The 22,291-nt window shown below is 54.0% G+C and carries 18 protein-coding genes; 15 read left to right on the forward strand and 3 right to left on the reverse strand.

Translation table 11 applies throughout. The features are described 5' to 3' along the window. The first annotated feature begins 78 nt into the window (after nucleotides 1–78). From WJU22_RS11780 to WJU22_RS11830, 11 genes are all read left to right on the forward strand, one after another. Nucleotides 79–2,151 (forward strand): S41 family peptidase, encoded by a 2,073-nt coding sequence (locus WJU22_RS11780; RefSeq protein ID WP_341843431.1) that lies wholly within the window; start codon nucleotides 79–81, stop codon nucleotides 2,149–2,151. Nucleotides 2,152–2,225: 74 nt separating this feature from the next. Beyond that, the gene (locus WJU22_RS11785) at nucleotides 2,226–2,771 is read left to right on the forward strand and encodes an RNA polymerase sigma-70 factor (protein ID WP_341843432.1); all 546 of its coding nucleotides are present in this window, start codon (nucleotides 2,226–2,228) and stop codon (nucleotides 2,769–2,771) included. Between the two features lie 59 nt (nucleotides 2,772–2,830). Continuing rightward, a complete protein-coding gene (locus tag WJU22_RS11790) occupies nucleotides 2,831–4,297 on the forward strand; it encodes a FecR family protein (RefSeq protein ID WP_341843433.1) in 1,467 nt (488 codons plus the stop codon). Between the two features lie 79 nt (nucleotides 4,298–4,376). After that, complete coding sequence (locus tag WJU22_RS11795; protein ID WP_341843434.1) at nucleotides 4,377–4,772, forward strand: STN domain-containing protein; 396 nt, start codon at nucleotides 4,377–4,379, stop codon at nucleotides 4,770–4,772. Further along, a complete protein-coding gene (locus WJU22_RS11800) occupies nucleotides 4,769–6,988 on the forward strand; it encodes a SusC/RagA family TonB-linked outer membrane protein (protein ID WP_341843435.1) in 2,220 nt (739 codons plus the stop codon). The genes WJU22_RS11795 and WJU22_RS11800 overlap by 4 nt, the downstream gene beginning before the upstream one ends. After that, a complete protein-coding gene (locus WJU22_RS11805) occupies nucleotides 6,922–7,959 on the forward strand; it encodes a hypothetical protein (protein ID WP_341843769.1) in 1,038 nt (345 codons plus the stop codon). Before WJU22_RS11800 ends, WJU22_RS11805 begins: the two co-directional genes overlap by 67 nt. 19 nt (nucleotides 7,960–7,978) lie before the next feature. Continuing rightward, nucleotides 7,979–9,445 carry a RagB/SusD family nutrient uptake outer membrane protein gene (locus WJU22_RS11810; RefSeq protein ID WP_341843436.1) on the forward strand — a complete coding sequence of 489 codons (1,467 nt, stop codon included), beginning with the start codon at nucleotides 7,979–7,981 and terminating at the stop codon, nucleotides 9,443–9,445. A gap of 11 nt (nucleotides 9,446–9,456) precedes the next feature. Further along, nucleotides 9,457–10,308: a hypothetical protein gene (locus tag WJU22_RS11815; protein ID WP_341843437.1), complete on the forward strand. Its 852-nt coding sequence runs from the start codon at nucleotides 9,457–9,459 to the stop codon at nucleotides 10,306–10,308. Nucleotides 10,309–10,335: 27 nt separating this feature from the next. Then, nucleotides 10,336–11,715 carry a TlpA disulfide reductase family protein gene (locus WJU22_RS11820; protein WP_341843438.1) on the forward strand — a complete coding sequence of 460 codons (1,380 nt, stop codon included), beginning with the start codon at nucleotides 10,336–10,338 and terminating at the stop codon, nucleotides 11,713–11,715. A 2-nt stretch (nucleotides 11,716–11,717) separates the two neighbouring features. Continuing rightward, a complete protein-coding gene (locus tag WJU22_RS11825; RefSeq protein WP_341843439.1) occupies nucleotides 11,718–14,267 on the forward strand; it encodes a M1 family aminopeptidase in 2,550 nt (849 codons plus the stop codon). 14 nt (nucleotides 14,268–14,281) lie between these two features. Further along, nucleotides 14,282–15,391: a TlpA disulfide reductase family protein gene (locus tag WJU22_RS11830; protein ID WP_341843440.1), complete on the forward strand. Its 1,110-nt coding sequence runs from the start codon at nucleotides 14,282–14,284 to the stop codon at nucleotides 15,389–15,391. 126 nt (nucleotides 15,392–15,517) lie between these two features. Here the strand turns inward: WJU22_RS11830 and WJU22_RS11835 are convergent, their stop codons facing one another. Then, nucleotides 15,518–16,624: an epoxide hydrolase family protein gene (locus tag WJU22_RS11835; RefSeq protein ID WP_341843441.1), complete on the reverse strand. Its 1,107-nt coding sequence runs from the start codon at nucleotides 16,622–16,624 to the stop codon at nucleotides 15,518–15,520. Nucleotides 16,625–16,969: 345 nt separating this feature from the next. Between WJU22_RS11835 and WJU22_RS11840 the strand changes: the two genes are divergently transcribed. After that, nucleotides 16,970–17,884: a 2-dehydropantoate 2-reductase gene (locus WJU22_RS11840; RefSeq protein ID WP_341843442.1), complete on the forward strand. Its 915-nt coding sequence runs from the start codon at nucleotides 16,970–16,972 to the stop codon at nucleotides 17,882–17,884. Nucleotides 17,885–17,889: 5 nt separating this feature from the next. Here WJU22_RS11840 and WJU22_RS11845 read toward each other — a convergent pair whose 3' ends face one another. After that, a complete protein-coding gene (locus WJU22_RS11845; protein WP_341843443.1) occupies nucleotides 17,890–18,231 on the reverse strand; it encodes a HopJ type III effector protein in 342 nt (113 codons plus the stop codon). Between the two features lie 79 nt (nucleotides 18,232–18,310). Between WJU22_RS11845 and WJU22_RS11850 the strand changes: the two genes are divergently transcribed. Together WJU22_RS11850 and WJU22_RS11855 are read left to right on the forward strand one after the other, a co-directional pair. After that, nucleotides 18,311–19,042, forward strand: a complete 732-nt coding sequence (locus WJU22_RS11850; protein ID WP_341843444.1) for an endonuclease — start codon at nucleotides 18,311–18,313, stop codon at nucleotides 19,040–19,042. Then, nucleotides 19,039–19,815, forward strand: coding sequence for a family 43 glycosylhydrolase (locus WJU22_RS11855; protein ID WP_341843445.1), 777 nt, complete (start codon nucleotides 19,039–19,041; stop codon nucleotides 19,813–19,815). Before WJU22_RS11850 ends, WJU22_RS11855 begins: the two co-directional genes overlap by 4 nt. Before the next feature lie 146 nt (nucleotides 19,816–19,961). Here WJU22_RS11855 and WJU22_RS11860 read toward each other — a convergent pair whose 3' ends face one another. Beyond that, nucleotides 19,962–20,729 carry a MerR family transcriptional regulator gene (locus WJU22_RS11860; RefSeq protein ID WP_341843446.1) on the reverse strand — a complete coding sequence of 256 codons (768 nt, stop codon included), beginning with the start codon at nucleotides 20,727–20,729 and terminating at the stop codon, nucleotides 19,962–19,964. 254 nt (nucleotides 20,730–20,983) lie between these two features. Here WJU22_RS11860 and WJU22_RS11865 point away from each other — a divergent pair, with 254 nt between their 5' ends. Beyond that, nucleotides 20,984–22,291, forward strand: a complete 1,308-nt coding sequence (locus WJU22_RS11865) for an SWIM zinc finger family protein (RefSeq protein ID WP_341843447.1) — start codon at nucleotides 20,984–20,986, stop codon at nucleotides 22,289–22,291.

The raw sequence follows: 22,291 nt of genomic DNA on the forward strand, positions 1-22,291 counted from the left end.
CAACTTTACGCAGACTATCCGAAAGAAAAAACAGAATTTCCATTCACCCGAAACCGACTTCCGGTTGCCTGTTAGGATATGCGACAACTCTTCTTCCGCCAATTGAAGGCATTTCATTATACGGTGCCTGTTCTCGCCGCCGGGTTACTTTGCTCGTCGTTCACGACGGTCAATGACAAGGAAACCCATCGGGTCAACACGCTCCGCCAGGTGATGAAACGCATCACGACCGAGCATTTCCAACCGAAAGCGCTGGACGATAATTTTTCCAGTTCCATCTGGACGAAGTATCTCCAGAACCAGGATCCCAATAAGTTACTGTTCCGCCAGCAGGATATAGCACTGTTGCGGAGTTGGGAAAAGCAGATCGACGATGAGCTGAAAGCGCCGTCGCTGGGCTTTTTCCGCCAGGCAGACAGTCTGTTGGTCATACGCATAAAGGAAATAATGCCACTGTATCGGGGAATACTGGCCAAACCGATGGATTTTTCGCGGAAAGACAGTATAGCGGCTACCATCGAGCATTGGCCGGGAGGGGAGAAGGCGTGTAAGCTGGCCTGGGAGCGTTATCTGAAGCTACAGATTTTACAGAAGATGAGGGAAGTCCAGGCGGAAAAGCCCGCGTTAAGCATGGCTGCCGCCGAAAAGGAAGCACGGGCGAAAGTGTTGTTCCGGCAGGATGTTTTTTACAACAATTATGTCGGGGAATCGGGGACAGACCTGCGGTTTTCGTCTTTTATGAATACGGTGGTGATGGAAATTGATCCGCACACGAATTTTTACGCGCCGGCAGACGAAAGGGAGCGCGACGCGCGCATGTCTCACCGGTACTTCGGGATCGGTCTGGAGCTTTCGGCCGACGAAGGGGAGATCCGGGTGAAGCGGGTGCTTCCGGGTGGATCGGCGGAGCGCAGCGGGTTGCTGCAGGCGAACGATCATATTCTGAGCCTGGCCGATGCAGGCGGGAAGATGAAGCCGTTGGCGGGGTTATCGGTGCCGCAGGTGTCGCAGATGGTGCGTGGGGATTCGGGGTCGGTGCTGCGCATGCTTGTGAGCCGCGCGGGCAGGGAGTCGGAGATCAGTCTTACAAGGGGCGTGATCCTGGATAATTCCAACGCGGCGAAGAGTGCCGTCATAGAAAGGAATGGGAAGCATTACGGATATATCAAACTGCCGGATTTTTATAGGGACCTGAGCCGGCCGGACGGCGCGCAATGCGCGGTGGACGTGGCAAAGGCGGTGCTGGCCCTGAAAAAGGAAAACGTTGCCGGCATCATTATCGATTTGCGCGGTAATGGTGGCGGATCGCTGGAAGAAGTGCAGAAGATGGCCGGGATATTTTTGCCCGCGGGCCCGGTGTCGCAGGGGCGGTTTAAGGACAAGGTCACCCGGTTCGATATGATGCAGTGGAAGGACGTGTCGTACGACGGGCCTTTGACGGTGATGGTGGACGAAAGCAGTGCGTCGGCTTCCGAAATGTTTGCCGGGGCGATGCAGGATTATGGTCGTGCCGTAGTAGTGGGCAGTCCTTCTTCATATGGAAAAGGAACGATGCAGGAAACCCGGGCGATGGGGAAGATGGGCAACAAGCAGCTGGGAACGCCCAACATCAGTTATGGCTCGATGGCCATTACGTTGGGACGGTTTTACCGGATAACGGGTGCGTCTACGCAGTTGCAAGGGATAACGCCCGACGTGGTGTTCCCTGGAAAGGGAGAGTGGAACGGGTTCCGGGAGCGGAATTACCCGACGGCTTGGGAGCCGGATACGATGGCTGCGGCTTATTTTGAGCGATGGGAGCGTGCCGGAACGCTGACGGCGCCTATTGCGGCGGCGAAGGCCCGGGTGGCGCAGGATACGGGGTTTGCCGCGATCCGGGAGGCCCTGGGATGGCTCAAGGCGCATGAAAAGGATGTTCGGCCGCTATCTTTTAAGGAATTTCAACGTGCGGCGGCTGAGAAAGCGGTCTTCGAGCAGCGGCTGGAAGTTGCGGCCCGCATGACAGGGGGCGGTGTGATGGGGGCCCGGGTTCTGGTGTCCGCAGCGGCGGGGTCTCCGGAGGCGGACCGCCAGGAGGAATGGCTCAAAACGCTGCGTACCGATCGGTATATCGCCCATACGGCTGACCTTGTGGGGGATATGGCGCCTTGATCAAATGCAAAATCTGCGAAATCAAATAATTAACTATTTTGTGAGGGTAATAATGATGTGTGCTATAAAGGGGTATGAGTCAACCAATTTCACGAGATCAGATTTCGTTCGAGGATCTTTTCCGTCAACATTATTCGGCGCTTTGCCGGATCGCATTTTATGTGGTGGAAGATGAGGAGGCGGCCAAAGACATCGTTCAGGATTTTTTCCTGTATTGCTGGAATAAGAAGGACGAGCTGGTCATCAACGTCGGATTTCCGGGATATGCTGCGCGGTCGGTAAAAAATGCATCGTTGAATTATATCAAACGGGCAGGCCGGATCAGTTTTGAAATGACTGATGAATTAGTGGAAACCGTTGCAGACCCGACCGATGAATCATCCGAAAACGAAGAAATAAGGAATGCCGCCCTATGGGCGGCCATTTCGCGTTTACCCCAACAGCGCCGCACTGTGTTTCTTCTCAGCAACCGTGATGGATTAAAGTACGCGGATATTGCGGCCCAGCTGGATATTTCCATCAATACCGTCAAGACCCACATTAAGCTGGCGTACCAGTATTTACGGAAGGAGTGCGGCTGGTTGGTCCGCGTTATCAGTATCCTGTTTTTTCTTAAATAAAAATATTCCCCGGCATTCACCCTTTTTCAAACTTGTGTTGCCATTTATATAGTCAAAGAATGGAAAATCCGGATCACGATATTGAATGGGATCGGTTGCTCCCGAAACTGGAGGACCTCGAACAAAATGCTTCCGCTGGCAACAGCGATGAGGACGAACACTTGCGTCTTGCACATGAAATTCGCCGCCGTACAAAGGCCGGTGGCCCGGGAATTCAATTCCCGGCTGAAGCGCAATCCGCGGCCGATGCGAAACTCGCGGGTGATGCACAACTCGCAGCAGATGCAAAACTCGCGGCAGATGCAAAACTCGCGGCAGATGCACAATTCGCAGCAGATGCACAACTCGCAGCAGATGCACAACTCGCAGCAGATGCACAATTCGCAGCAGATGCACAACTCGCGGCGGATGCAAAACTCGAGGCTGATGCAAAACTCGAGGCCGATGCACAACTTACGGCTGATGCAAAACTCGCGGCTGATGCACAATTCCCAGCTGATGAAGGTTGGGCGCGGTTTCAGCGAGCAGTTGAAATGGAAGGCATGAAATCTGGAAGTGATGCTGCGGATGGGCAACGTACGGCTGATACGGAAGCAGGAAAACAGGGAAGCGGAAAATTACGCCGGCTTTGGTGGGCTGCCGCTGCGGCAGCGGCAGTGATCGCGGTTGTAGTAGGCGTTCGTACCCTAAGGAACGATGCGGGCCGCACCGGTGGGGACTCGCCGGAAGCGATAGCGCACGTGTCCTTGCAGATTACGATCAAATCTTCCAACGGAAAGACCGTTGTGCTGGGAGACAGTGCCATCCAATTGCAGTTGAATAACGGTGCCACCATCAATTCCGCAGGGGACGATATCGTATACGCAGATGCCGGATCGGGTACAGAAACGGTAGATACTTTGCTGATCCCGCGGGGCAAACATGCCCGCATCCTGCTGGCAGATGGTTCGGCCGTTTGGATGAATGCGGCGTCGAAACTCATCTATCCTTCAGCGTTTTCCGGCAACAGTCGCCGAGTGCAGGTAGAAGGAGAAGCGTATTTCGAAGTTGCGCCCGATGCGCGGAAGCCGTTTATCGTGCAGGCGGGAGGTATGGATGTGGAGGTGCTTGGTACGGCATTCAATGTCAATACCTATACAGGCATTGCATATACCACGCTTGCCAGTGGAAAAGTAAAAACCAGCGCAGCCGGCAAATCGATGGTACTGTCCCCCGGGGAACAGGTGGCTTTCGATCCCGCATCCGGCAGCATGGACCGTACTCAGGCGGATGTTCGCGGAGTTACGGCCTGGAAAGACGGCCAGCTTTATTTCGACGACGCCAGCCTGGAACAAATTGCAGGAACATTAGACAGGGAATACGACTATACATTCCGATTTGAAGACGAATCCCTGCGGCAGCGCAGCTTTACGCTGGACATGTCGCGCCCGGATGACTTGATAACGGTACTCGAACAACTCAAAAAAACAACTGGGGACATCCGGTTCCGGATACAAGGCCGGACGGTAATTTTTGATAAGGACTAGCAGGGACTATCGCTGCAGGCTTGAATACATAGATACGAATTCGCCGTAGACGAGGCGGCAAGTAAATCTTTTTATCAACATGAGATCAAAATCTGGATTGCTTATCGGAGGATGGGCCTGGCAGTGCTATGCCCGCACATTCCTCCTGGTGTTTTTGCTGGCGCTTTCCGGCAGTTTGGCCGCGCAAACCCGTTCCGTTATGGACATTCGGGTGAACTATAAAGCGGACAAAACATCCCTGGCCAAGGTGCTTAAAGACATTCGCGCGCTTACCAACGTGCGCTTTACCTACAACTCCGACCTTATCCGCAATCAACCACCGGTTAATGTGGATGCGAAAGGTCAGCGGCTCCAGGATGTGCTGCAACACATCCTGGCAGGTACCAAACTGCAGTTTGCAGAAGATATGGGCGGGATCATCATTTATCCCGAAGTGGAAGCCAATCAAAAAAAGGCAGGAAAAGCTTCCTGTTGAGCGGGCAGGTCGTTTCCGAAAACGGGCCCAACCTGGAAGGGATTTCCATCCGGGCCATGGAATCGAACATCGGAACGGTAACGGGCGACGACGGGATATTTTCCCTCATGGTGTACGAAAACGAGCTGCTCCGATTTTCCGGCGTAGGCATCCGTGCCGTTACCATGCGCGCTAATCCGGCAACAGAAGGCCTCCTGAAAGTGACGTTGAAGCCCTCGCCCGAGGAAATCAAGGAAGTGGTGGTAAACGGCTATCAACGCATCGAAGCGCGGATGGCCACTGCATCTACGTTCAAACTCAATGCGGCAGACATCCTCCAGCCCGGAGAGCCCTCGATCGACAGAATGCTCCAGGGAAAGGTACCTGGCCTGATGATCCTCAATACTTCCGGCGGCGTAAATGCGGCACCGAAGATCCGTATGCGCGGAACCTCCACCTTCATCGGGAACGCTTCGCCCATCTGGGTGATCGACGGGATGATCCGCCCAGAGCCAGTTCCCCTCGCCACCGGGGAACTGAACAACATCATCGGCGGCGATTTTAACCTGCTCGGTAACGCCGTTCGCGGACTGAACCCTTACGACATCGAAAGCATCACCTTTCTCCGCGACGCGGCGGCTACCGCCATTTACGGCACCCAGGCCGCCAATGGTGTGATCGTGATCCAGACCAAAAGAGGTAAGGCGGGGCCCTTGCAGATCAGCTATAACACCGATATGTCTTTCTCCGCCCGGCCTTCCTATCGCAGGATGAATCTTATGAACTCCGAAGAAAGAATGAATTTTTCCAAAGAGATCATCGACGACGGCCTGGTGAAGGAACGCTTTACCGCAGGTTTCGAACCGGAATCTTCTTATGAAAAATTACTGGCGAGGCTGTACGCGCGCGAATTGACGGAAGATCAGTTCAAGGCTGCCGTACAGGCCAGCAGTTCCCGGAATACCGACTGGTTCAGGGAGCTTTTTCGCAACGCGTTCAGCATGAATCATTCGCTGAGCGTGGGCGGAGGTAACGAAAATACCACCTGGTACGCCTCGTTGGGTTACGGGCGTAACAACGGCGCAGGGAAGAAAGACGGGAACGAAAGATACAATGCCGACATCCGGCTGAACGCGAAACTGAGCAAACGATTGAAGCTGGACCTCCACCTGATGGCGGGTTACAGCCAAATGGAAGGATATTATACCGCAGTGAACCCCATGACCTACGCGATCCAGGCCAGCCGGTTTATGGATCCGCATGAAAGATATGCGTGGTCGCTTCCCGATGTGCCCAGCGGTAACTATATCCCGAAACCGATCAACTACAACATCCATGACGAAATTGCCAATACGCTCAATACCAATGCTTCCCGCAATGCGTCGGCCAATCTGCAGTTATCTTATAACATCGGAGGCGGTTTGCGTTTCGAACATATGTCCAGCGCTATTTCCGACGCCACAGACGCGTTTCGTGCGGCGTTCGAGGCCAGCAGCCATTCGGGGAAAATCAGGGGCTGGAACCTGGGCGAAGTCGTTCCTGTTGAAGTCATGAACCGGTCGGAGTTAAATCGCGGCGGGATCGCGAATTTCAGTAACATGAACAGCCTCACTATCAATACCCGGAACTCGCTCCAGTTTTCAAAGTACCTTTTCAAGCAGCGCGACCAGTTCGACTTTACCGTGGGTACGGAAATCAGTTCGCGCCAACTGAAAGGGCATCTTTCCCAGGAGCCCGGATATTACCATGATCGCGGAAAAACGTTTTATGCCAACGATTTTTCCAGGAGAAGGCAGAGCCGGAACCAGCTGATGGACCAGCTCGACAACAGGCTCGGGGTATATGCCAATGCTGCGTATAACTACGACAACCGGTATACCGTTGGCGTTACGGTACGTTCCGACGGTTCCAACCGTTTCGGGCAGTATTCCAACTCCAAATTCCTTCCCAACTTCGGCTCTTCTTTCCGCTGGAATGTTACCGGCGAAAAATGGATGAAAACCACCCGGTTCTTCAACAACCTCGGTCTCCGCGCTTCGTACGGTACCCAGGGCAACGTGGTAACACAGGTTGGGCCCAGCCTCATCGCCAACTTCATTCCGGGAACGGAGGAAGAACGCAACCTGCTTGGCAGGCCCCCGTTGTTATCAAAACCCTTCCATACCCCAATCTGCGTTGGGAAAAGACCTATCAATGGAACCTCGGGCTCGATGTGGCGTTACTCCAGAACCGTGTGAACCTGGCGGTGGACCTCTACGGCAAGAAAAGCGTAGACCTGCTGTCGGCCCGCGCAGTGCCTGCCGAAAACGGGGTAGAGGAAACGTATGTGAACCTCGGGAATATGACCAACGGGGGACTTGAAATTACCCTGAACGTGGTGGCAGTGCAAAAGAAAGACATGACCGTTTCGTTCACGTTCATGAACAGTATCAACCGGAATAAAGTCGGCGAGCAGGGATACCGCAACAATCATATGGATTACCTCAGCGGAAGTGCCATTATGCCCGGCCGTCCGCTCAGTGGATTTTATTCCTTCTCATATAATGGTCTCGACGGAAAAACGGGTCTTCCCGTCTTCAACTTCATGAACCCCGGTAAAATACTGAACGAGCCCTACGAATACATGGTGTACAGCGGGCAACTGGAGCCGTCTGTTTTCGGGAACGTAGCACCGAGCTTCCGATATAAGAATTTTTCGATGAATATGGCCTTGTACTACAGCATAGGCGCTTCCAAAAGGTTGAACCAGATGTTCCGCCGGCTGGATGCCGGGTACGGGATCCCGTCACCCTCTTCCAACGCCAGCCGGGACCTGATCGATCGCTGGCGTAAACCCGGCGACGAGCAATTTACCGACGTGCCGGTGATCAGGGATATTTTCCCGGCGGGCTATCAGCAGCTCCCCATGGTGCGGGACTTTGCGGGTGCGGGAAGTATGGCGCAATACCAAATGTATGATCTGTCAGATCTGCGCGTGGTGAATGCCAACTTCCTGCGATGCAGATATATCATGATGGCTTACGCAGTTCCCGCAACCGTATTCCGTAATACACCTGTTAAAAACCTGCGGATGAGCCTGAACATTTCCAACCCCTTCACGATCGCTTCCCGTCAACTGAATGGGCAAGACCCCGAAATCGATGGGGTAGGTACTACCGCCCTGCCGATTTCCCGCCAGTTTGCATGGAGCATACAGGCAAATTTTTAACGGACAAATCTGAAAGCTGATGAAAAAATTATTCTTGATAGCGATACTGGCCGGGGCAACGGGCATTACGTCCTGCAAAAAATTTCTCGAAGAGCGCTCCCAGACAGATATCATACCTACAACTGTTGCTGATTACGGCGATATCCTTTGTACGAAAGGATATCCCGACGGGAACAGCAAATTACAGCCGCAACTGTTTTTCCTGACCGATGATGTGGAATATTACTTGACGATCGGCTCCACCGATCATCAGGCGCACCAGAAATATTCGCCGATTTTTAAATGGCAGGCGGAGTATACCGAAGCGGTAAGGCTGGCAGGCGGCGAAACTACGGTGATCAATTCCTGGGAAACATATTATAAGCTGTTGTTGCCTGTAAACGTTGCCCTGCAGTACCTCGATGTCGCGAAAGGCGACAACGACGAGCGGGAATGGTTTAAAGGCCAGGCGTTCGGGTTGCGGGCGTACTATTACTACATGCTCGTTAACTTGTATGCGATGCCGTACAATACGGCTGGTACCACGCCGGATAAATTGCCCGGCGTTCCCCTGAAACTGGATGCCAATGTGGTGGAAAGCGATTTGACCCGCAATAGCGTGGCCGAAGTGTATGCACAGATCAAAAAAGATATCGACAGCTCTATCAGACTGCTCGAGAAAGATAAAAGGGAGCGGGAGAAAACATTCTTTAGTCATGTTGCCGTTCATCTGCTCGCCAGCAGGGTAGCGCTTCAAATGGAAGACTGGCAGGCCGCGGTGGACCATGCCAGCTACGTTTTGCAATACAATCCGGAACTGCAGGACCTCGCGGGCTGGTCCCAGGAGTATTCCCCGATCCGCAGCCAGAGCCCCGAAACCATCTGGGCCTACGGTACCAACAAGGAAACGGAAGTGAACGGGTTCCCGCTCCTGGCGGATGTTTCGCACAACCTTTACGATTCTTACGAGCCTAATGATCTTCGTACGTTTTACTACATCTGGTGGACGCCTCCGGAACTGAAAGTCTGGTTCGCTCCAGATTATTCCAGCCAGAAACATTTCAACGATATGGATTATATGATCTGGAGAAGTTCCGAAGCCTATCTCAACAGGGCGGAAGGGTACATTCAGCTGTATCGTAAAACCGGTGATGCATCGTTCGCACAAAAAGCACTCACAGATCTTAATACGCTTCGCGCCAAAAGGTTCAATCCCGGAGAAGCACCGGTGTGGGGTATGATGCCGGGTGACGAGCTGTTGACAAAGTACCGCGCAGAGCGCCGCCGTGAATTATTCTTCGAGGAAGGCCACCGCTGGTTCGACCTCCGCCGCTATGGCATGCCGCGTATCGAGCACGTGTATCGCCCCAGTGAAGCCGTTACCGAGGTGTACGTGCTGGAGGAAAACGATCCGCAATACGTGCTCGCGATTCCGCGGGAAGTATTGGATCGCAACCGTTCCCTCACGCAAAACAAACAGATTACCTACGTCCGCAAACCGCAATAAACTCAACCAACATGGCACTTACTTTCAAACGATTCGCAGCGGCGGCAGGGATGGCAGGAGCCCTTTGCATCCTGGCTGCATGCGGCAAGGAAGCGAAACCAAGCCCGCAATTGTTGCCCGACGCATTCCAATTGCCGCAGGGGAACCATGCGTTCGATAACGAAATCGTCGCGTTTAAAAAACAATACGGTACTTATATCCTTTATAAATTCAACTATCGTGATTTCGCCTACAACAACACCGGCTACCTATCAGATACCGCGGCGCTGGGAGATCCTGCGTATGTTGGGCAGTTGATACAAGTGTTCAAGGAAAGCCTGTCGGTGTTCCCGGAGAGCTTCATTAAAACAACCGTACCATTTAAGATCATCCTCTCCTCCGCCATAGGAGCACCTTTGCCTGGCGGCGCCATCAATGTGACGACCGGTTTCGCCGCCAGCCCGGAAATGCTGGGCATCGGGTGGACGAAAGCCGAACTGGAACAGCAGACGCCCGAGGAAAGGAAAGCTTTCCTGGCCTCCCTGCGGCGCTATTACATGTATCGTGCGGCGCTGGGGAAAAGCGTGGAAATGCCGAATGAGTTCCTCGCCCTGTGGCCCGCCAGTATCTCTGGCATCACCGAGAACAATAAATACCAGTTCGGGATGCTGGAAGTGCAGGCGCCTAACCGGCCCGACCGCGCGCAGGATTTTTCCAGCTACACGCAGGCCATCATGAGCCATACAACGGCCGAACTGGAAGCGACCATTCTCAGTCCGCAGAAAGACACGAAAGGGATCGTACGCCGCAAATACAACATCGTACTGAATTATTTCCGCGAGAAACATAACCTGGACCTGGCTGCCATTGGCAACCGGCCGTAATCCGTTCATCTAATTAATGCATTTGGAATGAAGAAAACCTTTGGGCTCCTGATAGCCGCCGTATGTGGAACACTGACGGCCGCAGCCGGCGAACCTGGCAAATTTCAACTGAACCTGCACTCGAAAACGAATGCCAATTACACTTTCATGTTCTCGTACATCGGAGCCAATGGGCATGTGTTCGAGCAGATACATGGTAAGGAGGGGCAGGCGCCCCTGCCCATTTTGCGGGATTTGAGCAAAGGCAGCCAGATAATGTTTATACATAGTAAAACCTTTCTCGTTAATACCAATGAACCGCTGGAAGTAGAAATGGATGTATCGCAGATGCGGAATATGAGACCGCATGCGCTGTACAACGACAGGAAGTTCCAGCTGCCGAACAGGATCGATTCAATCTATTTTACTTGCGGCGAAGCGAAGACGAGGGCGGAAATGGATGGATTGCTCAAGTTGGCGGATGCATGGATCGCGAAGGAAAAGAAGGCCGCAGTATTATCGGCCGATGAGCTGGAAACGGTTGCCGTATTTGAAGGTTTCTGCCGGATGATGGCCAAACGTTCGATGGTGCGTGCGCACGAAGAAGTGACCAAAACGGAAGGTTTTTCCGACTGGTATTTTGAGGGATTCGATCTCACCAACCCTCATTTCGACAGGATCGGCAATGCGCATCTGATGAGCACCATCGTTTCTACCTGGTGGTTTGGCCGGCAGGCTGCAGAACCCGGACTGGAAGCGGAATTCATGATGGTAGACCTCATGCGTACCGCCAAAAGCACCGTTCTCCGCGACGAAGCCGCGAGGAACTGGATGTATGCTGAAACGCGCTATAAGCATTGGAATCCCACGATCAAGGAGGTATATCCGGTATTGAAAAACGGCGTAAGTACAGAAGCGGCCCGCAATTACATCGATTCGCTGTACAACCGCTACGTAGTGCTCGACTATGGCCGGCCGGCGCCCAACTTTGCGGCGAAAAACGAAAAGTTCAAGACGGTCCATTTGTCTGATTACAAAGGGAAAATGGTTGTGATCGACGTGTGGGCGCACTGGTGCACGTATTGCATCGCCAAACTGCCGCGTTTCCGGGAGATCGCTGAAAAGTACAAAGGCAAAGACGATATCGTTTTCCTGACCATCGCCTGGCATACGCCGGGTTTTGAAAAACTCTGGATGGAACTGGCGAGGAACGCCGGTATCACCGGGCCCAATAACCTGACAGTGATCACCCGCGACGACGATAAGGCGGCTAAAGCCCTCTTCGAAGACGGTTACCGCATCACGCAGGCACCCCGTTACATCGTTATCGACAAAAACGGCAATTTCCTCAATGCGGCGCTGAGCACTGCGCTCGACGAGAAAGTGGAACAGGAGATCGAAGATTTCTACAACCAACAGGCACAGTAAAAGTGGTCAATCATACATACAGGAACGCGCTGCTGATGCTGGCGCTTGGGTTTTCCATGCCGGCGCTGGCCCAACAGCACCCGGAGAACGGATACGATCCCGTTGCGGCTTTCGCACCGGTGTCGCATCCGCCGGGCAATGCGCAGAGAAGCTTCAATGGTACGCCGGGCCAGGGGTATTGGCAAAACAGGGCGGATAACAAGATCGTCCTTTCGCTGGATACCGCTTCGCGGAAAGTACAGGGGCAGGTAACCATCGTCTATTCCAATAACAGCCCGGATACTTTGTCGTATCTCTGGCTGGTGACCATCCTCAACCGCTTCCGGAGCGATTCGCGCGAGAGCCTGCTCACACCGCCGGAAGGTAGCCGTTTCGGGGTGAAGGAATATACGGATGGATGTGTCATCGAACGGTTCCTGGCCGATCAGCAGCCCGCCGATTACCGGGTTTCGGATAACTACATCCGTGTGGCGTTGGCCAAACCGTTGCTACCCGGCAAACAAATGAAACTGGAAATCGGCTATCATTATACCCTTCCGGAAAGCGGCGCCGATTATATGGGCGTGCTGAAAACCCCGCATGGAGGCGTTTACCAATTGAGCTCCGTGTTCCCGCGGATGTGCGTGTACGACGATCTCCGCGGCTGGAATGTACTTTCGACACAATACTACGTTGAGACCGGCAGCATAGACATGCGGTTTACCGCGCCGGCCAACTTGATCGTCCAGGGCACGGGTACCCTCATGAACCCGCGGGAAGTCATGCGCCCGGAGCTGCTGCAACGCTACCACACAGCGATCGCGGGAGATACCGCCATGCGCATCCGCACGGCAGGCGAGGCCACCGCGCCAAAAGGTGCCGAAACCCTCACCTGGCATTTTTCGGAGCCCCAGGCCGGAGACGGTATCTGGGCCGCTTCCACAGCCTTCAACTGGGACGCCCTCGGCACCCCGCTGCCCGACGGGCGCCGGGTGCCTACCATGGCACTGTATCCGCCCGGCAGCCATCGGGAGTGGGATACCATCGCCACTGCCATGTCCCGCATCATCAAAGCTTATTCTAACCAATGGACTCCCTATCCCTATACGTCCGCCGTCAATATCGGTGCCGCCATTACCGGTGTGGCCAGCCCCGGAGTGTCTGTCCTGCGCTACGACCAAAGCAGCTCGGGCAGCACTGTCTGGGGAAAAACCAATCATGAGATCGGGCACGCCTGGTTTAACCTCATGATCGCCGGAGACAGCCGCATCGGCTGGATGTGCGAGGGGCAAAATACTTTCATCAATATCCTGAACGCCGCCACATTGAATGGCCCCGGCCCTTACGAATGGGAGAATGCCGTGCAATGGATGACGATGAAGGAAAACCGGGCGCCCATCCACACCACTTTCGGAAGCGTTCCGCCCAAAGACATGGGCGCGCTTATGTACCTGAAACCCTCCATGGCATTCATGCTCCTGCGGAACGAAGTGCTGGGCGCCGAGCGGTTCGACGATGCTTTCAGGCGGTACATCCGGTCATGGTCGTTCCGCCATCCCGCACCGCACGACTTTTTCCGCGCCATGGAAAACGCTGCCGGTGAAGACCTGTCGTGGTTCTGGCGTGCCTGGTTCTTTACCGATGCGCGGCTGGACCAGGGGATCCGGAAAGTGACGTATACAACGGGAAATCCGGCGAACGGAATTTTCATCACGCTCGTCAACAAACTGGCCATGCCCATGCCCGTCAACCTGCTGGTGCGCGAGTTCAACGGCAAATCGCACCGTATTAAGTTGCCGGCGCAGGTGTGGGAATGGAATGACCAGCACACGTTGAAAGTGCCCACTACATCGCCCGTTACCGCCGTTCTCCTCGATCCGGAAAACCGCCTGCCTGATATGGACCGTTCCGATAATATCTGGATCGGTGGTGGTACGAAGTTGCGCACCGATAAAACCGTTACGGCGCAGCAGGTGATAGACCGTTACCTCGAAGCCATCGGCGGAAAGGCACAACTGACGCAGCTGCGATCGGCCAAACTGGAGTACCGGGCTGGCCCCGGCAATGCGTTCGTCATGGCACAACGATTGGAACCCGGTAACGCCAGCTCGTGGAGCACCATGCTGGAAACGGGCCATACGCAACTGATGTTGAAATCGCTGCAAGTGGCAGACAGCCTTAAGTTTTCCAGCTTCAGCCAGCCGCAGCACGTAACGCTTGCCGAAGCGGACCAACTGCGATACGCCGGCGCACTTTTCCCCGAGCTGCGGTTTTTCGAAGCAGGCAACAAAGTAATGCTATCGGATTCCTTCATGTTGATACATGGTGTTGAAGCGTACCTCGTTACCGTGACCACCGCAGCGGGCAACACCTGGAAATGCTATTACGATGCCGCGTCGGGCATGAAAGTTAGGGAAGAGTTCAAAGGACAGGGAACACCACTCCTGTACAACTCCAAAGTCATGTCGGCGTACGAAACCCATGATGGCATCAAAATCCCCAACCAGGTGACGCTCAACGAAGACGGCACGAAAGACGAACAATACGAACTGAAAATATTCTCAAAATCTTAAAAAAATCGCATCGCATGAAACGTATATTCACAGGTATGGCCTTGCTTTCCGGGATGGTTTGCTTTGCCCAGGACAAACTGGAAATCAATGCCGAAATCGACGGATTGAAGGAGAACGACCTGGTAATTTTCTGGCGCCCGCTGGGAAACGTGGTTGATTCCGCTTTTGTAAAAAACGGCAAATTCTCGAAAACGCTCGATATGAAGGAAGGTGGTTCTACCTACATCATTCAGATCGGCCGGGAGAAAAGGGAAGAACAGGGAACTTTCCTCTATCTCGAAGGCGGAAAGCTGAATATCAAAGGAAAAGGCCCCTATTTCACCAACGCCGTGTATAGCGGAAGCCAGTTCGTAAACGATTGGCAGAAGCTGGAAAAGGATTTTTTCAGCAACAACCTGGGCGAAGCGAAAATCGCAGAGCTGGAAGGCCAGATCTCGGAAGCAACCCGGGTAGGCGATGTTGATGCACAGCAGGAGCTCAACGTACAACTGAATAAAATCACGAGCGAAAATAGCCGTCTCGCAAAAGCCTGGCTGCTGAGCAATCCCAATGCCGGTGCAGGGTCGTACCTCATCAACGCCTACATGAGCAACGCAGCTCCCGGGGAAATTACCGGGCTCCTGGACAAACTGGGCCCCAACGTCCGCAACACCTTCACCGTAAAATACATGCTCACCCAGATGACGGGCACCGGTACCGCCACGTTCGATAAAATCGGCAAACCCGCTCCCGGCTTCCGGTTGAAAGACGATAAAGGCAATACCCACAATCTCGCCGACTTCAAAGGCCAATACGTGCTCATCGATTTCTGGGCCAGCTGGTGCAAACCCTGCCGCGAACAAAACCCGCTGCTCATCAAACTCAACGAACAATACAAAAACAAAGGGCTGTCCATCGTTTCCATTTCCATCGACGAAGACAATGCCAAATGGCTGAAAGCCGTTGCGGAAGACAAACTGACCTGGCCGCAACTGATCGGCGAAAGCGGCCCCACCAGCCAGGTAGCGAAAGATTACAACGTGGTCGCCATTCCCGCCACGATGCTGATCGACAAACAGGGCAACCTGCTGAAGATTGGCTTGCGCGGTGCTGAACTGGAAGAATATCTCAGGAAATTGTTGTAACTGTTATGTCGGTTGTGTAGTAATAAAAGCGTCCCGCCGCCGGAACACCGGTTGGAGGGGCGCTTCTTCAAAAAAGGAAAGTAGAAAAGGAGGCTCGTTGCACGGGCCTCCTTTTTTTATATGGATTTATTTTCCGCCGGTGCTATTGAAAAATGTTTTCAGTTCATTGGCCCACAGCTCCGGCACTTCCAGCGCGGCGAAATGGCCGCCTTTATCCATTTTGGTGAACCGTTTGAGGTTCACCCTCCGCTCCGCCCATTCCTTCGGTGTGGGCGCGTCTCCCGGGAAAATCGCCACACCGGTGGGAACGTTCACTTTATTGTTGGAGGCGAGGCCCTGCGGATTATCGACCGCATAGGTGCGCATGGAAGAGTTGATCGTTTGCGTCACCCAGTAAATCATGATGTTGGTGAGCAGATCGTCTTTCGAATAATGATCTTCGATGGAACCGTCCGGCGTGCGCCAGGTATTGAACTTCTCCGTGATCCAGGCGGCGAGGCCGGTAGGAGAGTCGTTCAGCCCGTAGGCCTGGGTTTGCGGCTTGGTGGCGTGCAACATGGCGTAGGCACCTTCCCGGTACCACCAGCCCTGGATAAACTGTCCGAATTGCTGCTCCGCCGGCGACATCTGGCTCCAGTCTTCCGACCCGTTCGGATACCCGACGTCAGACAGGTGGATGGCCGCAACATTGTCCGGGTACAGGTTGGCGATCGATTTGGCGATCCCTTGCCCCACGTCGCCACCCGCCACGAAGTAGGTTTTATAACCCAGCACGTCGTTCATCAGCGTAGCGAAAATCTTCGCCGATCCGTCGTCCGTTTTAGCGACGTGCCCGGAAAAGCCGAACCCGGGGATGGAAGGGATGATGAGGTGGTAATCGTCGGTCAGCAGCGGGATCACTTTGTGGAAGCGGTAGAAGCAATCGGGCCACCCGTGAACAAGCAGGAGGGGTTTAGCATTGGGGTTTTTACTTTTGATGTGCTGGAAATGGATCGTCATGCTGTCGATTTCCACGGTAAACTGGGGGATGGCATTGATGGCGGCTTCGTGTTTGCGCCAATCATATCCGTTTTGCCAGTACTTTACGAGGTTTTGGAGGAAAACGGGGTCCGTTCCGTAATTCCAGCCGATGTTTTCAGGCGCATCGGGCCAGCGGGTCTGGCGGAGGCGTTGTTGGAGATCGTCCAGCACCGTTTGCGGGACATTTACTTTGAAGGGCTTTACAGTAAACATATTGTCAGGTTTTTTGGTTTGTGCATTTGCGCAGAAGGCAAAAACAGCAATAGTCAGGAAAAGAACGGTCTGTTTCATGGGTTTTTCGGTTTGATGAAACAAATTTCAGAACGGGTTATGACAGCAGTATGTCAGCAGTATAATTAGGTTTATAAATAAAAATACACTTTTTATGGAATCGCGTAAAACATTGATTTACGGTTAGTTTGAGGTGGGATTGATGTTGCAACGGCTAAGTAGGGGGATGGGAAGGAAGCCATCAACTGATCTGCCGGAAATTGTTGCATCTGCCATCCTTCGCGTTGAAAATATCGGCTGAAATTTGACGCATCAAAACACCGGATCATGCAAAAAATTTTCATCATCGGTGCCGGCGCTATCGGGCGGGTACTGGCCGTGGCGCTGGGGACCCACCAGCGGAACGTTGTGCTGTTGCGGGGAAGCACCACCGAGCAGCAGCGGGAAACGCAGCTGACCCGGGTGGCTACGCCGGAAGGGGAACTGGAATATCCCGTGGCCGTCGACTCGCTGAGTAACCATGCTGTGCTTAACGGGACCGTCGTGCTGACGAACAAATCGTTCGGCAATGCGGCATTGGCCAGAGCTTTGAAGGGCAAGACCGGAGATTCGCCGGTGGTGCTGCTGCAAAACGGGCTGGAAGTGGAAATGCCATTTTTGCAGGAAGGGTTTCCGAACGTGTATCGCTGTGTTTTATTCGCTACGAGCCAGTTTTCGGACGATGGGGAGCTGCGATTCAAACCGGTGGCACCGTCGCCGGTGGGTTTGATCCGGGGAAGTGAAGCTGGTCTGGATGATTTGGCGGCGCTGCTCGATACGCCTGTTTTTCCATTCCGCGCGGAGCGTAACATTCAGCCGGTCATCTGGAAAAAAGCCATCGCCAATTGTGTCTTCAATTCCATCTGTCCCTTGCTGGAAACGGATAACGGGCTTTTCCACCGCAATGAAAAAGCCATGGCACTGGCCCGCAGCGTGATCCGGGAATGTGTGGGCATAGCCCGGGCGAAAGGTGTGGAGATCGGGGAAGAAGAAGTGGTGGAGAGCGTTGTCACGATCAGCAAAATGTCTGACGGACAATTGATCTCCACCCTGCAGGATATCCGGCATCACCGGCCCACCGAAATTGACACCCTGAATCTCACGATCGCAAAGATGGCGGAGGATATGCAGAAGGCCGGTGAGGTAAGCGTCACGCGGTTGCTGGGCGAGCTTACCCGGTTAAAATCCGACATTAATTTGTAGCCTGGTTACTTCGCGGTTAACGCTTCCCCTTCAAATGCGATCCCGTCCCAGCCGTGCTGCATGAACTGCCGGATATTCTGGTGATCAGCGCCGTCGGGCGTGCTGAGCACGGCCTGGTAATGTTCCGCGAACAATTGCAGGGTATCTTCCTTCCCGAGCCCGTTTATCTTAGCGAATGAAAAAACTTTGGCGCTGCCCTGGTTCTGGGTGGCTTCGTTGAAAGCTTCGCCGTTTTTGAATGCGGTGGGCTGGTGCAGGTAGTGGGACTCGATGAAGGCGATTACGTCTTTAAACGCAAGCGCATTGGATTTCAGCTGTTGGAGCAATGTATCGGTTTGCTGTTTCATGATGATCAGTTTAGATGAGTTGGACCGCAAAAATAGAAAATTGGGGAAATAATGGTCTGTCATTTGATGAAGTATATATATGCCCGAAGGACCTTCCATCGTCATTTTGAAAGAAGAGCTCGCCCCGTTCTCGGGGAAGAAAGTGCTGACGGTAGCCGGAACGGAGAAATCGTTCGACCTGCAATTGTTGAAAAACAAGACCACGCATTTCCGGACATGGGGCAAACATTTCCTCATTTGTTTCCCGAAGTTCACGGTGCGGGTACATTTGTTGCTGTTCGGATCATATCTTATCAACGACCGGAAAAAAGCAAAACCCCGCCTGCATCTGCGCTTCCGGAACGGCGAAGTGAACTTTTACGCCGGTTCCGTACAGTTGTTGACATCACCGCTGGATGAAATATACGACTGGAGCGCCGACCTGTTGAACGATGCCTGGGCCCCGCGCAAAGCATCCCAAAAACTGAAAAACATGCCCCGCGCGCTGCTCTGCGACGCCCTGCTGGACCAGGACATTTTCGCCGGTGCCGGGAATATCTTCAAGAACGAAGTCCCCTGGCGCGTTCGTGCTCACCCAAGCAGCAGCGTCGGCGCCCTGCCCGCGCGAAAGCGAAGCGAACTGGTGAAAGCGATGCACGATTTTGCGTTCGATTTCCTCGCCTGGAAAAAAGCCGGCGTTTTAAAACAACACTTGAACGTACACACGAAAACGGAATGCCCCCGGTGCAAAATCCCCCTGGAAAAATCATACATGGGCAAAGGAAAACGAAGGACCTACCATTGCAATAATTGTCAAAGGAAATACACATGAACCCGATCATCCGCCATAAATTTACCGCAGACCCCACCGTGCTCGAATACGACGGGAAAGTATTCCTGTTCACCGGCCACGACGAGCCACCAGCCGGCGTCGACGATTATGTGATGAAAGACTGGTTGTGCTTTTCTACTTCCGACCTCGTCAGCTGGACGGCACACGCGTCGCCATTGAAGGCAACTGATTTCAAATGGGCCTCGGGCGATGCATATGCGTCGAAAGTGATCCGTTACAAAGATGCTTTTTACTGGTTCGTGTCCGTTTCCCACCGCGATATTCCCGGGAAGGCGATCGGTGTGGCAACGGCCCCTTCGCCGGAAGGGCCTTACACAGACCACCTGCAACAACCGCTCATAACGGGAGATATGCTCCCCCTGCTGCATCACGAAAAAGAAAACCTCGACCCCACCGTGCTGACGGACGACGACGGTAAAACCTACATATACTGGGGCAACGGATATTGCCACTTCGCGCAGCTCAACGCGTCGCTCACCGCGCTGGAAGGCCCCATTCAAACCATCCGGGTGCCTGATTTCAGCGAGGGCAGCCATCTTTACAAAAGGGACGGCTGGTATTACCTCATGTACGGCGCCGGCCAGCCCGAGAAAGTGGGATACGCCATGAGCAGGCAGATTACGGGGCCGTGGATGTATCGCGGCATCATTTGCGCCCCGGCGTTCAACAGCGACACCAATCGCCCGGCCACGCTGGATTTCGGCGGGAAATCATATTTTTTATCACAATGGCCGGTTGCCGGAAGGAGGTAGTCACCGGCGGTCCGTTTGCGTCGACGAGTTAAGGTACCGGCCGGATGGCACGATCGGAGACGTGATCATGACATCCTGAACGCTTGCCGGGTTGTTCGCCTTTAAAAAAGCCGCAAACGGATGTTTGCGGCTTTCAGACGTAAATATCAAGCGGATTGCTGCGCAGTATAATGGTCCATCGCTTCCTTCATGAACAGCGCCAGTTCCATGCTGGGCATACCGTTCACCGGGGTATAGCGGTTGTCTTGCACATACAGTTCGCCGAGTTTGCGGAAGTATTCCAGTTTCCCCATTTCGATCTTGCCACCGCTCAGCTTCAGGATGATCGCGAACCGGCGGGCGATGCATTCCTGCACCGGCGCGCTTTTCGGATCGGTGTTCATCAGCTCGGTAAGGCGGTCGCCGATGCGCGTGAGCTCGCGCTGGAGGACTTTCATCTCGTCTTTACTGAAGCCGCGCAGCGTTTCTTCGGCGGAAAGAACGGTGTCTTTCCCCCATTTGGCCATGGCCTCGGCCCGGTATGCTTCCATCTTTTCGTTGGGGATGCCATCGTATAAATCTTCTACCTGTAACATAGATTTGTTTTTAAGTGTTACCAATGTTTTGTCGATGGTACCAACCAATGTGTCTATCCTTTCCTTTTTCGCCAAAAGCGCCTTCCGGTGGCCTTCCAACGCCTGTTCGAGGTCGAACGCGGGGTCTTCCAGGATCGCGAGGATGTCTTTGAGCGGAAAGTCGAGCTCCCGGTAGAAAAGGATCTGCTGCAGCCGCAACAATTCCTTTTCACCATACAATCTGTACCTGGCCTCGGTACGGACCGATGGTTCGAGCAAGCCCATCCTGTCGTACAGGTGCAAGGTGCGCACGCTTACGCCCGCAAGTCTGGAGAGCTTTTTTACGGAATATTTGTCCATCGTTTGGATTTATACCTTTCGGGCAAATATAGGGTATGACGTAAGGGGAGAGTCAAGTCCCGCCGCCGGTTTTTTTAAAAAACTTTTTTCCGATACGCAGATACCCTGCGCAAGGTGGTGGTAATTTTATCCCAGAGATCGGAGAAATCAGGTCTAATGAATTCACTATCAGATTATGATCGATGTGGTTTATTTTGACTATTTTCGATCGCACAGATTTGTTTGTTTTAGCCAACTTGTAAATCAAAAATCCCTTGCAACTCACAGAAGAACAAATACTTTCCCTTGCGCCCGACGAGCCTTCCCGCAAATCCGGCAAAGGCCTGGCCAATGCCGCGAAATGGGTCAGTGCCGGCGTGAACGACGTGGCCATGTGGGGCGAATGTCAGGGTAGCGGCGCAAAGCCTTACCAGACGCAGGTCGATCTTTCGAACATCGCCTTCAAATGCAGTTGTCCCAGCCGCAAATTCCCCTGCAAGCATGGGCTGGGCCTCATGCTGCTGCACGCCCGTCAACCGGGTTTCTTCACCGCATCGGCGTCGCCGGATTGGGTGACGGAGTGGCTGGAAAAAAGGACGAAGCGGGAGGAGAAAAAAGCCGAAACGGCCGCCAAACCGGTAGACGAAGCGGCGCAGGCGAAACGGAAAGAATCGCGGGAACAGCAGGTGGAAGACGGGCTGGAGGAATTGTTGCGGTGGATGAAAGACATCGTGCGCAATGGCATCCTGCAGATGCCCGAAAAAGACCCTGCATTTTTTGCGGATATGGCCAAAAGGATGATCGACGCCAAATCTCCGGGGCTCGCCGGAATGGTGCGCCAGCTCGGCTCGATCGGGTTTTTCCGGGAAGACTGGCAAAGCCGCTTTATGGACCAGCTTTGCCGCATGTACCTCGTGGCATCGGGGTTCCGGCACAGGAACGATCTCCCGGAAGGGCTGGCGGAAGACGTCCGCTCCTGGATCGGGTTCACCCAAAGCCAGGAGGAACTGAAATCCCAAAGCGGCGTTTCCGATATCTGGACCGTCCTCGGCAAACAAACCCTCGAAGAAGACAATCTCCTCGTAGAGCGGAACTGGCTTTTCGGGACGCAATCCCAACAATACGCCCTGGTACTCCAGTTCAGCGTGCGCGGCCAGGGGCTGGCATTTTCGCTGAGCGCGGGCATGCAGGTGCAGGCGGAGCTGGTGTTTTTCCCTTCTGCCAGGCCGCTGAGGGCCGTTATCCGGCAGCAGCAGTCCACCCGCGCCCAGGCCCCCTACACCGCTTTCAGCGGCTGGCTGGAAGTGGCGGGATCGGGGGCGGCCGTGTGCGAAGGGCTTCCGTTCGACGGCGACCGCCCGTTCATCGTGGAAAAACTGCGGCCCGTGCAATGGAATGGCCAATGGTGGCTTTGCGACGGACAAAACCGGCTGGCGCGCATCCGCGAAGGGTTCCGCCATTTGTTTACCCTGCTGGCCATCAGCGGCGGCGAACCGCTCGACATGGCTGTGCTCGGCCGCGAGCACGCGTTCGAGCCACTGGGCGTTTGGGCCCGCGGGCAATATCATCACCTCACAAATTAA

Source organism: Chitinophaga caseinilytica, from assembly GCF_038396765.1.
Taxonomy (GTDB): domain Bacteria; phylum Bacteroidota; class Bacteroidia; order Chitinophagales; family Chitinophagaceae; genus Chitinophaga; species Chitinophaga caseinilytica.

What these genes read in the sequence shown, in the direction of transcription:
- WJU22_RS11780 (WP_341843431.1), top strand. Translation starts at nt 79, where the DNA reads ATGCGACAACTCTTCTTCCGCCAATTGAAGGCATTTCATTATACGGTG.
- WJU22_RS11840 (WP_341843442.1), top strand. Translation starts at nt 16,970, where the DNA reads ATGCAAAAAATTTTCATCATCGGTGCCGGCGCTATCGGGCGGGTACTG.
- WJU22_RS11830 (WP_341843440.1), top strand. Translation starts at nt 14,282, where the DNA reads ATGAAACGTATATTCACAGGTATGGCCTTGCTTTCCGGGATGGTTTGC.
- WJU22_RS11835 (WP_341843441.1), bottom strand. Translation starts at nt 16,624, where the DNA reads ATGTTTACTGTAAAGCCCTTCAAAGTAAATGTCCCGCAAACGGTGCTG.
- WJU22_RS11860 (WP_341843446.1), bottom strand. Translation starts at nt 20,729, where the DNA reads ATGGACAAATATTCCGTAAAAAAGCTCTCCAGACTTGCGGGCGTAAGC.
- WJU22_RS11815 (WP_341843437.1), top strand. Translation starts at nt 9,457, where the DNA reads ATGGCACTTACTTTCAAACGATTCGCAGCGGCGGCAGGGATGGCAGGA.
- WJU22_RS11790 (WP_341843433.1), top strand. Translation starts at nt 2,831, where the DNA reads ATGGAAAATCCGGATCACGATATTGAATGGGATCGGTTGCTCCCGAAA.
- WJU22_RS11845 (WP_341843443.1), bottom strand. Translation starts at nt 18,231, where the DNA reads ATGAAACAGCAAACCGATACATTGCTCCAACAGCTGAAATCCAATGCG.
- WJU22_RS11810 (WP_341843436.1), top strand. Translation starts at nt 7,979, where the DNA reads ATGAAAAAATTATTCTTGATAGCGATACTGGCCGGGGCAACGGGCATT.
- WJU22_RS11795 (WP_341843434.1), top strand. Translation starts at nt 4,377, where the DNA reads ATGAGATCAAAATCTGGATTGCTTATCGGAGGATGGGCCTGGCAGTGC.
- WJU22_RS11785 (WP_341843432.1), top strand. Translation starts at nt 2,226, where the DNA reads ATGAGTCAACCAATTTCACGAGATCAGATTTCGTTCGAGGATCTTTTC.
- WJU22_RS11820 (WP_341843438.1), top strand. Translation starts at nt 10,336, where the DNA reads ATGAAGAAAACCTTTGGGCTCCTGATAGCCGCCGTATGTGGAACACTG.
- WJU22_RS11850 (WP_341843444.1), top strand. Translation starts at nt 18,311, where the DNA reads ATGCCCGAAGGACCTTCCATCGTCATTTTGAAAGAAGAGCTCGCCCCG.
- WJU22_RS11855 (WP_341843445.1), top strand. Translation starts at nt 19,039, where the DNA reads ATGAACCCGATCATCCGCCATAAATTTACCGCAGACCCCACCGTGCTC.